Genomic DNA, 13,988 nt, shown 5'->3' on the forward strand with positions numbered 1-13,988 from the left:
CTAGTACACGCGCGCCTTGGGCGGGAAGACCTGCACTTCATTGGTGAGCGTGCGCATCTTCACGTCGCGGTAGTCGAGCTTCACCCCGTACTTGTCATCGACGCGCGCCAGCGTGTGCTTCATCCAGTTCACGTCGTCGCGGTTGGGGTAGTCTTCCTGGGCATGGGCGCCGCGCGATTCATGCCGCGCCTCGGCGCCATGGATCGTGGTCAGCGCATTGCCGAGCAGGTTGTCCAGCTCCAGCGCCTCCATCAGGTCGCTGTTCCAGATCAGGCTGCGGTCGGCGATCTTGATGTCGCTGTAGGTCGCGGCGACCTTGTCCATCTTCTCGACACCTTCCTTCAGCAGGTCGGAGGTGCGGAACACGGCGGCGTGGGTCTGCATGGTGCGCTGCATGTTCAGCCGTAGGTCGGAGACACTGACGCTGCCCTTCGCGTTGCGCACGCGATCGAAGCGATCGAGCGAGGCCTCGCCGGCCTTGGGCGGCAGCGGCATCTGCGTCGCCCCCGGCTTGATCGTCTCGGACGCGCGATGCGCCGCGGCGCGGCCGAACACTACCAGGTCGAGCAGCGAATTGGTGCCGAGCCGGTTGGCGCCATGCACCGAGACGCAGGCGGCCTCGCCCACCGCCATCAGGCCGGGCACCACCTTGTCCTGGTCGGTGCTGGTCGCGGCCAGGACTTCGCAGTGAATATTCGTGGGAATGCCGCCCATGTTGTAGTGCACGGTCGGCAGCATCGGGATCGGCTCCTTCGTCACATCCACGCCGGCGAAGATCTTCGCCGTCTCGGAAATTCCGGGCAGCCGTTCGTGCAGGATCTCCGCGCCCAGGTGTTCCAGGTGCAGGTGGATGTGGTCCTTATGCGGGCCAACGCCGCGGCCTTCGCGGATCTCCATCGACATCGCGCGGGAGACGACATCGCGCGAGGCGAGGTCCTTCGCCGTCGGCGCGTAGCGCTCCATGAAGCGCTCGCCCTCGGAATTCGTCAGGTAGCCGCCTTCGCCGCGGGCCCCCTCCGTCACCAGGCAGCCGGAGCCGTAGATGCCGGTCGGGTGGAACTGCACGAACTCGTTGTCCTGCAACGGCAGGCCGGCGCGCAGCGCCATGCCGCCGCCATCGCCCGTGCAGGTATGCGCCGAGGTGCAGGAGAAATAGGCGCGGCCATAACCGCCCGTCGCCAGCACCACCGTCTGCGCGCGGAAGCGATGCATGGAACCATCTTCCAGGCACCACGCCATCACGCCGCGGCAGGCGCCTTCATCGTCCATGATGAGGTCTAGGGCGAAATACTCGACGAAGAACTCGCAGTTATGCTTGAGCGACTGCTGGTACAGCGTGTGCAGGATGGCGTGACCGGTGCGGTCGGCCGCGGCGCAGGCCCGCATGGCGGGTTCCTTGCCGTAATGCGTCATGTGGCCACCGAAGGGGCGCTGGTAGATCTTGCCGTCCTCGGTGCGCGAGAACGGCACGCCGTAGTGCTCCAGCTCGATAATCGCGGGCACCGCCTCGCGGCACATGTATTCGATGGCGTCCTGGTCGCCGAGCCAGTCCGACCCCTTCACGGTGTCGTACATGTGCCAGCGCCAGTCATCCTCGCCCATGTTGCCGAGCGCGGCACCAACGCCGCCCTGCGCCGCCACGGTGTGCGAGCGGGTGGGGAACACCTTGGTGATGCAGGCGGTCTTGAGGCCGGCCGCCCCCATGCCGAAGGTCGCCCGCAGCCCCGCGCCGCCCGCGCCCACGACGACGACGTCGTAGGTGTGGTCGACGATGCGGTAGGCGCCGTTGGAAGGCTTGCTGATCGCGTTCATCGCATCCGTCTCGTTTGTCCGCGGTACGGGGAAGAACGCCCCGCTGTCCGCCTTCTGCCAATCGTCACCACGTCAAGCTGGGTCGCTTCGGCGACCCCGCCAGGGGTCGGTCAGACCGCAATCCGCAGCACGGCGAGCGTCGCCGACAGCCACAGCAGGAAACAGGCCGCCTTCAGCGCCATCAGCGAACCGACCTTGGCGAGGTCCCCGCGCACATAATCCTCGATCACTTCCTGCAGGCCGCCGGCCATGTGGTGGAAGGCGGCGGCGAGGAAGGACAGCAGCAGCACGGCATTGAACGGCCGACCGATCCAGATGGTCACTTCCAGCCAGCTGGCATCGGGCATGCGCGCCAGGGCGAAGACCAGCCAGATGGTCAGCGGCAGCAGTGCCATGGAGGTGACACGCTGCATCCACCAGTGATGCGTGCCGCCCTTGGCGGAGCCCATGCCGCGCACGCGGCCGAGCGGGGAGCGAAGCGAACGTATCGTCGGCGCGGCCATCGGCGTCAGATCCAGGTGATGAGCATGATGAGCCAGGTCAGCGCGGTCAGCGCCGCGGTGCCGATCAGCACCGCCCGGCCGGTGAGGTAGGTCGTCGGCAGGTCGAAGCCGCGCCCCGAATCCCAGTACAGGTGCCGGATGCCGGCCAGCGTGTGGTACCAGGCCACCGCGGTCAGCCCCATCAGCCCGATGACGCCGATGAACGACCCGAAAAACCATTGCGCGGCGTTGAAGGAGGCCTCGCCGGCGGCGGCGGCGACGAGCCACCACACCAGGAACACCATGCCGATCGACCACAGCGTGCCAGTGATGCGGTGGGTGATCGACAGCGCAGAGGTCATCTGCATCATGTCATAGGCTTGCAGGTGCGGCGACAATGGGCGGCGGACGAGGCTGCCATCCGTCCGGCGGCCAACCATCACGGCCTCCCGGGTGTCGGTGATCTTCGACATGGGTCGGTCAACTCCAGTGGGCCGCGATCCCCAATCCCCGAACCGGGGAACGGCCTTTTCACATGCTCTTGTATGGTGCGGCGCGGGACAGCGTCAAATCCGTGGCGCGACTTTCGATGCCCAGTCAAGGGATTGCGAATGATTCGCAAAAACCCGCGCCATTCGCGCCGCCCCTTCCGTTCAAGCGAGCGCCGCGCGCGATGCCAGATGCCTGGCGGGTCGGGCTCCAAGGCCGGCAGCACACCCACCGGATTTCGCACGAGCCTGTCATAATCGATGGGGTTGAACAGCGAGCTTCCCGGCATTCTCGCCGGCGGTTCTCGTTCCCCCTCGATCTCGGTCTGACGCCGCCGTCTGGCAGCACCAGCGTTATCGCCGCCGCCATCCGCATGAAGGGAATGTCAGGCTCCCGCACCGTTGACGGAAAACGGACATGCGCCCAGCCTTGCCGCGAACGTCACAGGCCAGGGTGCACCCATGCCCGCCGACCCCCCACCGCCCGCCGGCATCGGCCAGGATGCGCGCATCATCGCGCTGATCGGGACCGGGCATTTCCTCTCACATTTCTACATGCTGTCGCTGCCGCCGCTGTTCCTGTTCTGGCAGGCCGAATTCAACGTCTCCTTCGCCGAGCTTGGCCTCGCCGTCGCGCTGATGTCGGGCACCACGGCGCTGTTGCAGACACCGGTCGGCTTCTGGGTGGACAGGCATGGCGCCCGCCGCTTCCTGGTGGGCGGCACGCTGCTGATGGCACTGTCGGTCTCGGCCATGGCGGTGGCACCGGGCATATGGGCGATCTGGCTGCTCGCCATCCTCTCGGGCATCGGCAATTCGGTGATCCACCCGGCGGACTACGCCATCCTCGCCGGCTCGATCGACAAGAACCGGATGGGCCGCGCCTTCGCGCTGCACACCTTCACCGGCAATCTGGGTTTCGCCCTTGCCCCGCCGGTGGTCGCCCTGCTGGCGGCCACCATGGGCTGGCGCTTCGCCCTGCTGTTCGTTGGGCTGCTCGGCTTGCCGGTGGTCGCCGCCATCCTGGTGCAAAGCCGTATCCTGCGCGACCAGCCCAAGGCTCGGAAAGCCGAAGGCGGGCCGTCGGGGCGCGAGATCCTGCTGTCACGCCCCATCCTGTTGTTCTTCGCGTTCTTCCTGCTCTCCTCCATGGCGGGGTCGGGCATTCAGGCCTTCGTCATCACCGTATTGGGAAAGCTGTGGGGCACGCCCGTCGCCGTCGCCTCGATGGTGCTGACCGGCTACCTGGTCGGCGCCACCTCCGGCACGCTGGTCGGCGGCTGGGTCGCGGACACGTCGAAGCGCAACCTGATCGGCTTCGTCGTGGTGCTGACGGTCTTCGCCATGGCGATGATCCTCGCCCTCGGCCTGCTGCCGATGCCCGAATTCGTCCTGCCGATCGTGGGGTTCCTTGGCGGTCTGGCCATGGGCACCTCGCGCACCCCGCGCGACGTGATGCTGAAGGACGCCGCCCCGCCCGGCGAGATCGGCAAGGTATTCGGCTTCGTCTCCGCCGGCCTGCCGCTGGGCGGTGCGATCACGCCGGTGCCGCTCGGCTACCTGATCGACATGGGGCATCCGGGGCTGGTGCTGCCAGTGGTCGCGGCGCTGCTGGGGCTGTCGCTGCTCTGCGCCGGCTCGGCGCAGTCCGAGGCGCGCAGCCGGCGGGTGACGACGGTGCCGGCGGAGTGAGGCGGCCTTCTTGCGCGGGGTGGTGACGGACGGGGGCGGATGCGCGCGACCGGGCCGCGGTGACGGAGAGGGGCTTTGCCCGTCTCCGGACCTCACCCCACCAAAGGCCGGGTGGCCTTTGGAAACGGATACCTGTCGTTGGGCCAGGCGGGCTCGCCGTGCAGATGGCGGGCGCTTCGTGCCCGGCGCGCGGCATCCTGCTCGGCGCGATCTTTCAGGTGGGCATGCCCGACGCCAATTCCCGGCGGTCCAGGGTGCCCGGCACCCTGGCGGGGTGAGGTTTGGAGAGGGGCAGGGCCCCTCTCCAATGGCGTCCCGCGCCGGCCCATGACCCCCTTCGACCACCTCTTGGCGGCGCTCACTTGGCTCGCCGTCGCCGTCCTGGCTGTCGCCGGCGCGCTGACCGCCTCGCGCAAGCAGCTCGACCCGGTCGGCTTCATGCTGGTCGCCTGCCTCTGCGCCTTCGGCGGCGGCACGGTGCGCGACGTCATTCTCAACCAACCCGTCTTCTGGCTGGCGGTGCCGGGCATGGTGGCGCTGGCGGCGGGCCTCGCGCTGGTGGTCTTCTTCACCGCGCATCGGCTGGAGCGGCGCTTCGTCGTGCTGCTCTGGGCCGACGCCATCGGCCTCGGCCTGTTTGCCGTGCTGGGGGCGGAGGCCGCGCAGCGCGCCGGCGCCGCGCCCTGGGTCGCGATCCTGATGGGCACCATCACCGCGACGGCCGGCGGCATCCTGCGCGACATCATCTGCGCCGAGGTGCCGCTGGTGCTGCGCCGGGAAATCTACGCCACCGCCGCCGCGCTCGGTGCGGCGATGTTCATCCTGCTGCAGGAAGCCGGCGCGGGCCGCGTGCTGGCCATTTCGTTCGGCGGTCTCGTCGCCTTCGGCGCCCGCGCGGCGGGCATCGCCAATAGCTGGTCACTGCCCGCGTACCGCGCCCGCCCCGGCCGCGACTACCCCGATAGCCGATGAGTCAGGCCACCCGGGCCATCCTGCTGACCCTGGCGGCGGGGCTGCTCTACACCCTCGGCTATGCGCTGGCGAAGATCCTCGCCGGCGCGCTGCATCCGGTGCAGATCACCTTCCTGCGCTCGTTGCTGGTGCTGGTGGGCGCGGCCTTCTGGCTCGCCCGCAGCGCGAACCCGGCGGGCGAGGTCCGCCGCCTGGCGATGCCCCCGCGCGCGAAGGACCAGCGGCTGGCGGCGGCGATGCTGATCTTCTCCAGCACGCTTGCCGTGCTCGGCTATTCGCTGGTGCCGGTCACCGAGGCCTCGGCCCTCGGCTTCACCGCCCCGATCATCCTGGTGCTGCTCGGCGCCCTGGTGCTGCGCGAGAGCGTGACGCCGCGCCGCTGGATCGCCCTCGCCCTCGGTTTCGCCGGCATGCTGGTGGTGGTGCGCCCGGGTGGCGAGCTGTTCAGCTGGGCCGCCGCCGTGCCGGTCTCGGCCGCGCTGACCTATGCGTTCTACCAGGTGCTGACGCGGCGCATCCGCGGCGTCGCCACAGAATGGGACGCGACGCTGCAAGGGGCGCTGGCCGGGGTGGTGCTGCTCGGCCCGGCGATGCCCTGGCTGTGGCGCGCGGCGGGTGCCGGCGACCTGGCGCTCGCCGTGCTCTATGCGGCGGTGCAGACGCTGGCGCTGCTGTGCATCGCCGGCGCGGTGCGGCGGGCGGAGGTCTCGGTCATCGCGCCGTGGTACTATTCGCGCATCGTCTTCGCGCTTGGCTTCGATGCGCTGTTGTTCGCGCGGCTGCCGGGGCTCTGGGCGCTGGCCGGTTGCGCGCTGATCGCCGCCGGCGGATTGGTGCTCGCCTGGCCTCGCAAGGCCCGCGCCTGAGCCGTCAGACCGCCATGGCGCGGCGCTGATGCGCACGGCCGACCCGCGCCGTCTCCTCCTGCCCGCCGGCGATGACGCGCACCCCGGCATCGAGCCGCGCGGCGATGGTTGCCGGTGAGCATCCCTCCAGAAAGGCGAGCCCGCGCGCCCGCGCCGCCGCGAAGACCCGGTCGCGCGCCGCCAGCACCTCGGTCGCATAAGGATCGACCCGCACCACCACATCGCCGAGCAGCGACAGGCCGAGATCCCCCGGCCCCATCTCGGCGAAGCCAAGGCCGGGGACGGCGAGGATCTCCTCGCAGCGCGCGACGCCCTCGGGACTCTCGATCTTCACGCCGAGCAGCAACTCGCCCTCGGGGTTCAGTGGCCAGGGATCGCAGCGACGGAAATACTCGGCCTCGGTGATGCCCCAGACCGGCGCGGCGGTCGGTTCCGACCCGCGCCCACGCGTGCCCACCCCGAGCAGCCCGACCCCCGGTGCCGGCACCACAGCGCCATCCATGCGCGCGAGCGGGTAGGGCAGCGCCGGGTCCACCCCCGTCGCCTGGTGCGGATAGCGGCAGGCCTCGACGAAGGCGCGCACCGCCGCGGCCGACTCCGCCTGGCACAGCAACACCCCATGCACGCCACGGCCGAGGATCTGGCGGAACTGCCAGGCATTGTGCCGGATGCCGGCTTCGTCGATGCCGCCGATCGGCGCCTCGACGATCACCGCCGGCGTGCGGTGCCCTGACCGCGTCGGTCCACCCGCCACCAGACCCGCCATATAGGCGGCGAGCCCCGCCATATCGAAGGCGCCATGCTCCATGCCGATATTGATGTAGTCCGCCCAGGTCGCGGCATCCGCGCGGCCCTGCGCCTCGGTCAGCACATGGCCGGTGTGGTGGCCCGTGTAGTAGATCGCCTGCTCTTGCCCGAGCAGTTCGATCGCCCGGTTGATGCGTGCGCCCATCGCCGTCCTCCCGCCTCGCCGGCCCGGGCCGACGTTGACGGGGGAAGGCTACGCCGGAATCACCCGGGAATGGAAAGCCGCGGCGCCTCCAGCAGCCCGAGCCGATGCGCCTCCTCGGCGATCTGCACGGCGTTCAGCGCTGCGCCCTTGCGCAGATTGTCCGCCACGCACCAGAAGGCGAGCCCATGCGGCACCGTGGTGTCGCGCCGCAGGCGGGAGATGAACACCGAATCCTCGCCGGCGATCTCGATCGGCGTCGCATAGCCGCCATCGTCGCGGTGATCGAGCACGGTGATCCCCGGCGCCTCGCGCAGCGCCTCGCGCGCCTGGCGTTCGGTGATCGCGGTCTCGAACTCCACATGCACCGCCTCGCTATGGCCGATCATCACCGGCACGCGCACGCAGGTGGCAACCACCTGGATGTCGGGGTCGAGGATCTTGCGCGTCTCCACCGCCATCTTCCATTCCTCCTTCGTCGCGCCATCGTCCATGAAGGCGTCGATATGCGGGATGACATTGAAGGCGATCGGCTTGGTGAATTGTTCGGCGAGCGGCGGGTCGTTGACGAAGACGCCGCGGGTCTGCGACCACAGCTCGTCCATCGCCTCCTTCCCCGCGCCGGAGACGGACTGATACGTCGCCACCACCACGCGCCTGACCTTCGCGATGTCATGCAGCGGCTTCAGCGCCATCACCATCTGGATGGTCGAGCCATCGGGGTTGGCGATGATCCCCTTCTTCGGCCGCTTCGCCATGGCGTGCGGGTTCACTTCCGGCACCACCAGCGGTACGCCCGGTTCCATGCTGAACTGCGAGGTGTTGTCGATGACCAGGCAGCCGGCCGCCGCCGCGCGCGGCGCATGCACCGCGGAAATCGCCGCGCTCGGCGAGAACAGCGCGAGATGCGTGCCGGCGAAATCATAGCGGTCGAGGTCGCGCACCTTCAGCACGGTCTTCTCGCCGAAGGAGATTTCCTGCCCGGCCGAACGCCCCGAGGCGAGAGCCACTGCCTCATCCACCGGGAAGCCCCGTTCGGCGAGGGTCTTGATGATCTCGCGCCCCACCGCGCTGGTGGCACCGATGATCGCGACCTTGTAGCCCATGGGTGCCTCCTGCTCTGCTGGGCCGCCATCTAGCAGGTTGGGGCGAAAGTCACACGAGCGGGAAGGACGGCGGGGGCACCAGCCCTCGTGCCGGTCGCGCGAGGCACGCACCCTGGCGCGATCGGTCTTCGGTCGACGGCGTGGCGGCGCAGGGCCGCCGCGCCAGGCTCAAGCAGCCGCCATCAGGCCGCGCGCACGGCCCTGAGGAAGTTGTCGGCGCGTTCGCGCAGCGTTGCCGCATCGCCCGACAGCGCGTTCGACGCCTGCAACACCGCGGCGGCCGACCCGCCGGTGGCGTCCGCTGCATTGCGGATGCCTTCGATCCGCTGCGCCACGGTGCCGGTCGCTTCGGCCACCTGGGCGGCGGAGCGCGCGATCTCGCGCGTCGTCGCCCCCTGCTGTTCGACCGCCGCGGCGATCGCGGTAGCGATGTCCGAGGTGCGGTCGACCGTCGTGCCGATGGCGCGGATCGCCTCCACCGCGTGGGTCGTCGCTCCCTGCATTTCGCTGATCTGGCGGCCGATCTCCTCGGTCGCCTTGGCGGTCTGGCCGGCGAGGCTCTTTACCTCGGAGGCGACCACGGCGAAGCCCTTGCCGGCCTCCCCGGCGCGGGCCGCCTCGATCGTGGCGTTGAGGGCGAGCAGGTTGGTCTGCCCGGCGATCTCGCCGATCAGCCTCACCACATCACCGATGCGCGAGGCCGCTTCGGCGAGGCCGCGCACGGTCGAATCGGTCGCCTTGGCCTCGGCCACCGCGCGCCGGGCCACATCGGCCGCCTCGGCGACGCGGCGGGTGATCTCCTCGACCGAGGCCGCCATCTCCTCGGCCGCCGCGGCGACTGCCTGCACATCCGCATTGGCCTGCATGCCGGCCTCGGAGACGGTGACCGCCTCGCGCCCGGTCTCGGCCGCCGCGTCGGTGAGGGTGCGCGCGGCATCCTGCATCTGGCGGGCCGAGGTTGCGACGGAATCCACCACCGCGCCGACATCGCCCTCGAAGCTGTCGGCCAGCCGCGCCTGTTCGGTCACGCGCTGCCAGGCGAGCATGGCACCGACATACTGCCCCTGCGCGTCGCGCAGCGCCGACACGTTGAGTTCGAGCGTCTCCTCGCCCATCACGATGCGCGCCTTGTGCGGCAGGTTCGCCGGGTCGGCGAGCAGCCCCCGGATGCGCCCCGGATCCTGGTGGAAGATGTCGATGCTCTGCCCGACCATGCTGTCGACCTTGACGGCCAGATGGTCCTGTACGCTGCGGATCAGTTCCTGTGCATGGCCATTCGCATAGGTCATGCGGAACTCATTGGCCGGGTCGGCAACGGAAACGCCGATCGGCATCTGTTCGATCATCTGGCCACGGCTGAAGGCCTCGCGCACCATGACGCGCAACCCTTCCACGGCCTCGGCGATGCGGCCGATCTCGTCGCGGCGGCCGCGATCGGTGACGGTGACGGCGGCCTCCCCGGCGGCGATCGCGCCGATCGTGCCGGCCATGCGGCGCAGCGGCGCGCCGACCGTGCGGGCCAGCGTCCAGGCCGAGAGCAGCAGCACCAGCGCGATCGCGCCCGCGGCGATGCCGACGAGCGTCGTCTGATGACGCAGCGCCGCCTTCACCGCCTCGCCCGCGTCGAGGTCGATCGCCCGCAGCCGGTCATTGGCGGCAGTGACGGCGGCGACCAGTGCCGCGCGTGCCGGCTCGGCGCGATCGGTCGTGTACTGCGCGAGGTCGTGGCCACGCTGTATGGTCGCCATGGCGGCCTCGGAAGCCTGCTCGGCGATGCGGCCGATGCGCTCCAGTTCCTCCTTCACGCGCGGCTGGTTGGAGGCTGTCGACACCGCGCCGCGCAGATGCACGCGCGACTGCGCCGCGGCCCGGCGCGCCCGCTGCGCCTGCGTGTCATCCCCCGTGGCGAGGAAGCGCAGCGTCGAGGCCCGCATGTTCGTGGACCCCTGGTGGAAGGCGATGAAGCGCGTGCGCGCGTCCTCCCGCGCTTCGCCCGACAGGTCGAATTCGATCGCCGCATTCGCCCCTTCGAAGGCCTGGTCGTATTCCGCACCGCGGGCGAGGAACCCCTCATCGCGTGACTGGATGATGCCCGTGCGCTGTTCCGCCTGGTTGCGGATCGCCGTGCCGTAGTCCGAGGCCGCGTCCACCAGGCGCGTCAGCAGCGCGGTGACCGATGCGTCATTGGCAACGTCGGCGGCGCGGCGCGCCAGCATGGCCGTACCATCCAGCGCCGCGAGGGCACCGTCGCGCGCCGTCCCGACATCGTCCGCCTGGTTCGCCGTGAGCATGGTCTGGACCTGGGCGGGGGCGGCGGCGACGGTGCCCATCGCTTCGGTCAGCAGCGCCGAAGCCTGACTGAGCTGTTCCTGATGCGCCAGGGTTTCCGACAGCTGTCGTCCGGTCAGCATGACCGTGGCAGCGACGCCACCCAACATGAGCAGGGCGAGTAGACTGGTCGTGAGTAATTTCAGACCGACCGATAGATTGAGAAAGGCGCGCATGGGGGCCTCATGGAGGTATGGGCCCTCATTGTGGTGCGCTGCGCCTTAAGCGGCGGTGAAGCGCGCTGTCGCGCGGGTCTCCCACGACCGCCCGAAGGCGAGGAACAGGCCGACCACGACGAGCGTCATGCCGACATGCCAGACCAACGCCTCGGCCGCGCCGTCGAGTTCGTGGAACAGCCACAGCCCCGCTGCCGAGAGCGCGGCGCCGGCGAGCCCGCCCATCGCCGCCACCGGCAGGGGACGGATGCCCGCCGCATAGCGCAGCAGCCAGACCAGGGAACCCGACAGCGGAATGCCAAGGCCCAGGATGAAGCCCATGCAGCCCCAGGACACCCCTGGCACCAGCGCCTGCGGCCCAATCCGCAGCACGTCGGCCAGGCAACCGGCCCCGAGCGTGCCGACCCACAGCACCGCGGCGGGAACCGGCAGCAACACCCAGCGGGGTGAGCGATCGGGCAAGGCAAGCTGGAACGCGGCGATCGTCGCCAGCACCCCGGTCGCCGCCGAGGCAAGCCACTGGATCATTTCCTGTGCATCGGCCAGCCGATCGGCGAGGTCTGGTCGCGGGCCGTGCCAGGCAACCGCCGCCACAATGACCATCAAGGCGAAGGCAAGCCAGGCGGCCGCGCGACGCAGGGGCGGCGCGAGCCGGTGCACCGGGCGAAGATCGGCGGAGAGGCGAGCGATGAGTTCCTCGGTAGTGGTCACTGTTCGTCCTCCGCACCCAATCGCCGTCGCAGCGAGCGCAGGGCCCGGTGGGTCGCGACCTTCAATGCGCCAATCGACAGGCCGGAACGGCGTGACGCCTCGGCCAGCGGTAAGTCCTCAAGCTTCGCCAGGCGCAGCGCCGTGCGCTGGCTTTCCGGCAATTCGGCGACGGCCTCGCGCAGCTGGCGGCCGGCGATACGTTCCTCACCCGTCTCGCCAGCCGGGGCGGCGAGGGTCTCGGCATGGTCGTCGATCGGGGTTTCCCGTCCCGCCCCGCGGCCGCGCCGGCGCAACCGGTCGACGCAGCGGCGCTCGGCGATGGCGACGATCCAGGGGCGCAGCGGGCGGTCGGGGTCGTAGGTCGCGATCATGCGGTGGATGGTCAGCAGCGTGTCCTGCACCGCATCCTCGGCTTCGTGCGAATCGCGGATCCGGCGGCGCGCGATGGCGCGCAGCAGCGGCAGGCAGTCGCGCAGCAGACGGTCATAGGCGCGCGCATCCCCGGCCTGCGCGGCCACCATCCATGCCTCCCACTGGCCGTCACTCTCGCCTGCCACGGCGCGCCCCTTATGCTGCGCGCGCACCATAGGACGAACGGGCCGAGCCAAGAAGCGCAGCGGCGGCGCGGGGTAGCCGAGGGCGGCGCTCATCGCGTCACCAGGACCGGCGTCATGCGCCGGCGATCCACCAGCAGGCCCTGGCCGAGCAGGATGCTGACGCCAAGCAGGGTCAGCACCGGGTCGACCCACCAGGCGCCCGGCATCAACCGATAGGCCACAGTAAAGCCCCAGGCCAGGAACAGCCCGGTGCGGAACACGTCGAGGCTGTGCCGCCCCGCCGCCGCCATGGCCTGCGCCAGCGGGTGGTGCATCCAGGCGGCATCCTTCGGCACCAGCACGGCAAATAGGTAGGCAAGGGCAAGCGCGTGCAGCAGCGCCACCGGACCCAGATGCGTCTTGCCCGCCAGCGTCCAGATCAGGCCGATGTCGAAGGCGGGCTCGATGCGGATGGCGATGCTAAGCGCCGCGCCGAAGGCGACCAGCGCGGCCGCCGCCACCACCACCCCGTTGACCCGCCCGATCGCCGCCCCGTTCAGCAGCGCACGCCGGCCGAACCAGGCGCCGATCATGAAGACGAACTGCCAGGCCAGGGGTTCGAGCCCGGTGCCCATCCAGGCTGGCCAATGCCACAGGTCGAATTGCACCCCGCCCCAGACCGCCCCGGGGGCGAGCAGCGCCGCCGCCCCGAACCGCTGCACCAGCCACAGGAAGCCCGGCAACGCCAGCATCGACAGGACGAAGACCGGCAGGATGTCCATGTAGACCGGCATGTAGAGCAGCAGCATCGCCCCCGGCAGCGCCACCAGCGGCTGATGGGCGAGCGTCCCCCAGCCGAGCCGGTCGACCTCGCCGGGCAGGGGAATGCCCATTTCGGCCCAAAGGATCAGCGCCCCGGTCATCAGGAACAGCAGCAGATGCACCAGCCACAGACGGAAGGCGCGGCGCCAGATGTCGCGCGCCGCCGCCAGCGCGCCGTCCCGGCTGGCCTTGGCCGTATGCACTGAGGCGAGCACGAAGCCCGACAGGAACAGGAACTGCTCGGAACTGTCCGACAGGCCCCAGGCGGCATGGATGCCATAGGCCCCGAACGACGAGCCCACCGCATGGGCCCCGAAGATCGACACCTGCAGCCACCCCCGGATGATGTCGAGGCGCAGGTCCCGCGGAGGGCGGGACAGCGGGCGTTGCGTGGCGGCACTTGCCATGCGGGCATCTCTCCAGGGCGACCGAGATGGCTGCCTTGCAGGGGGCTTTTCGCCGCGGGCGCGAGCCCGGTTACGCTCTGTCACGCGGGAACTTGTCCGGCCTCGGCCACGAGGCCACTTGCCGACTCGACCGCCGAGGCGACATGGATAGGCCGTGCTGCACCTCATCAAACTCTCGGTCGGGCCCAAGGATGTCGCCGCGCTGTCGGCGCTGCAAGCCGACCGCCTGCGCACCGACCCGCCGCTGCGCGCCTGGACCCGCATGTTCCCCAAGCGGATCGACGAGGTCACCGATGGTGGCTCGATTTACTGGGTGGTGGCCGGCTTCGTGCGGGTGCGCCAACGCATCCTCGGCCTGCGTGAGGAACAATGGGACGACAACACCCCCTGCGCCGCGCTGCTGCTCGACCCCACGCTGGTCCCGGTCGAGGCGCGGCCGATGAAGGCCTTCCAGGGTTGGCGCTACCTGAAGCCGGAAGAAGCGCCGCCCGATGTGGCGACCGGCCGGCCGGCGCCACGCGGGCTCGACCGGCTGCCGCCGCAACTGCGGCGTGACCTGGCCGAACTCTGCCTAATCTGAACGGCCGTTCGCGACGGCGTCGCGAAGCCCATCCCGATCGGCGGCGCCGGCCCGGACCCGC

Annotated in this window: 13 protein-coding genes; 4 read left to right on the plus strand and 9 right to left on the minus strand. The window is 70.1% G+C overall.

The features are described from left to right. The 3 genes from sdhA to sdhC all read right to left on the minus strand — a co-directional run bounded on the left by sdhA (window position 1) and on the right by sdhC (window position 2,767). Window positions 1–1,812, minus strand: a complete 1,812-nt coding sequence (gene sdhA, locus IEY36_RS22340; RefSeq protein WP_188971029.1) for a succinate dehydrogenase flavoprotein subunit — start codon at window positions 1,810–1,812, stop codon at window positions 1–3. A 110-nt stretch (window positions 1,813–1,922) separates the two neighbouring features. Next, window positions 1,923–2,315 (minus strand): succinate dehydrogenase, hydrophobic membrane anchor protein, encoded by a 393-nt coding sequence (sdhD, locus tag IEY36_RS22345; RefSeq protein ID WP_188971031.1) that lies wholly within the window; start codon window positions 2,313–2,315, stop codon window positions 1,923–1,925. A gap of 5 nt (window positions 2,316–2,320) precedes the next feature. Next, window positions 2,321–2,767 carry a succinate dehydrogenase, cytochrome b556 subunit gene (gene sdhC, locus IEY36_RS22350; RefSeq protein WP_188971033.1) on the minus strand — a complete coding sequence of 149 codons (447 nt, stop codon included), beginning with the start codon at window positions 2,765–2,767 and terminating at the stop codon, window positions 2,321–2,323. A 477-nt stretch (window positions 2,768–3,244) separates the two neighbouring features. Here sdhC and IEY36_RS22355 point away from each other — a divergent pair, with 477 nt between their 5' ends. From IEY36_RS22355 to IEY36_RS22365, 3 genes are all read left to right on the plus strand, one after another. Then, entirely contained in the window at window positions 3,245–4,474 is a 1,230-nt protein-coding gene (locus tag IEY36_RS22355; protein WP_188971035.1) for an MFS transporter, read from the plus strand. A 327-nt stretch (window positions 4,475–4,801) separates the two neighbouring features. Continuing rightward, window positions 4,802–5,446 (plus strand): trimeric intracellular cation channel family protein, encoded by a 645-nt coding sequence (locus tag IEY36_RS22360; RefSeq protein WP_188971037.1) that lies wholly within the window; start codon window positions 4,802–4,804, stop codon window positions 5,444–5,446. Beyond that, window positions 5,443–6,312 carry a DMT family transporter gene (locus IEY36_RS22365; RefSeq protein WP_188971039.1) on the plus strand — a complete coding sequence of 290 codons (870 nt, stop codon included), beginning with the start codon at window positions 5,443–5,445 and terminating at the stop codon, window positions 6,310–6,312. Before IEY36_RS22360 ends, IEY36_RS22365 begins: the two co-directional genes overlap by 4 nt. A 4-nt stretch (window positions 6,313–6,316) precedes the next feature. Here IEY36_RS22365 and IEY36_RS22370 read toward each other — a convergent pair whose 3' ends face one another. The 6 genes from IEY36_RS22370 to opgC all read right to left on the minus strand — a co-directional run bounded on the left by IEY36_RS22370 (window position 6,317) and on the right by opgC (window position 13,347). Further along, window positions 6,317–7,264: an aldolase/citrate lyase family protein gene (locus IEY36_RS22370; RefSeq protein ID WP_188971041.1), complete on the minus strand. Its 948-nt coding sequence runs from the start codon at window positions 7,262–7,264 to the stop codon at window positions 6,317–6,319. Window positions 7,265–7,323: 59 nt separating this feature from the next. Further along, window positions 7,324–8,367, minus strand: a complete 1,044-nt coding sequence (locus IEY36_RS22375; protein ID WP_188971048.1) for an aspartate-semialdehyde dehydrogenase — start codon at window positions 8,365–8,367, stop codon at window positions 7,324–7,326. A 182-nt stretch (window positions 8,368–8,549) separates the two neighbouring features. Beyond that, a complete protein-coding gene (locus IEY36_RS22380) occupies window positions 8,550–10,871 on the minus strand; it encodes a methyl-accepting chemotaxis protein (RefSeq protein ID WP_188971050.1) in 2,322 nt (773 codons plus the stop codon). Between the two features lie 45 nt (window positions 10,872–10,916). Continuing rightward, window positions 10,917–11,582 (minus strand): NrsF family protein, encoded by a 666-nt coding sequence (locus IEY36_RS22385; RefSeq protein ID WP_188971052.1) that lies wholly within the window; start codon window positions 11,580–11,582, stop codon window positions 10,917–10,919. After that, window positions 11,579–12,232, minus strand: a complete 654-nt coding sequence (locus IEY36_RS22390) for a sigma-70 family RNA polymerase sigma factor (protein ID WP_229681499.1) — start codon at window positions 12,230–12,232, stop codon at window positions 11,579–11,581. The genes IEY36_RS22385 and IEY36_RS22390 overlap by 4 nt, the downstream gene beginning before the upstream one ends. After that, window positions 12,229–13,347, minus strand: a complete 1,119-nt coding sequence (gene opgC / locus IEY36_RS22395) for an OpgC domain-containing protein (protein ID WP_188971054.1) — start codon at window positions 13,345–13,347, stop codon at window positions 12,229–12,231. Before opgC ends, IEY36_RS22390 begins: the two co-directional genes overlap by 4 nt. Before the next feature lie 154 nt (window positions 13,348–13,501). On the opposite strand from opgC, the gene IEY36_RS22400 reads away from it, so the two are divergent. Next, window positions 13,502–13,927, plus strand: a complete 426-nt coding sequence (locus tag IEY36_RS22400) for a DUF1489 family protein (RefSeq protein ID WP_188971056.1) — start codon at window positions 13,502–13,504, stop codon at window positions 13,925–13,927. Window positions 13,928–13,988: the final 61 nt, after the last annotated feature.

It is taken from the genome of Neoroseomonas lacus (genome assembly GCF_014644535.1).
GTDB lineage: Bacteria > Pseudomonadota > Alphaproteobacteria > Acetobacterales > Acetobacteraceae > Neoroseomonas > Neoroseomonas lacus.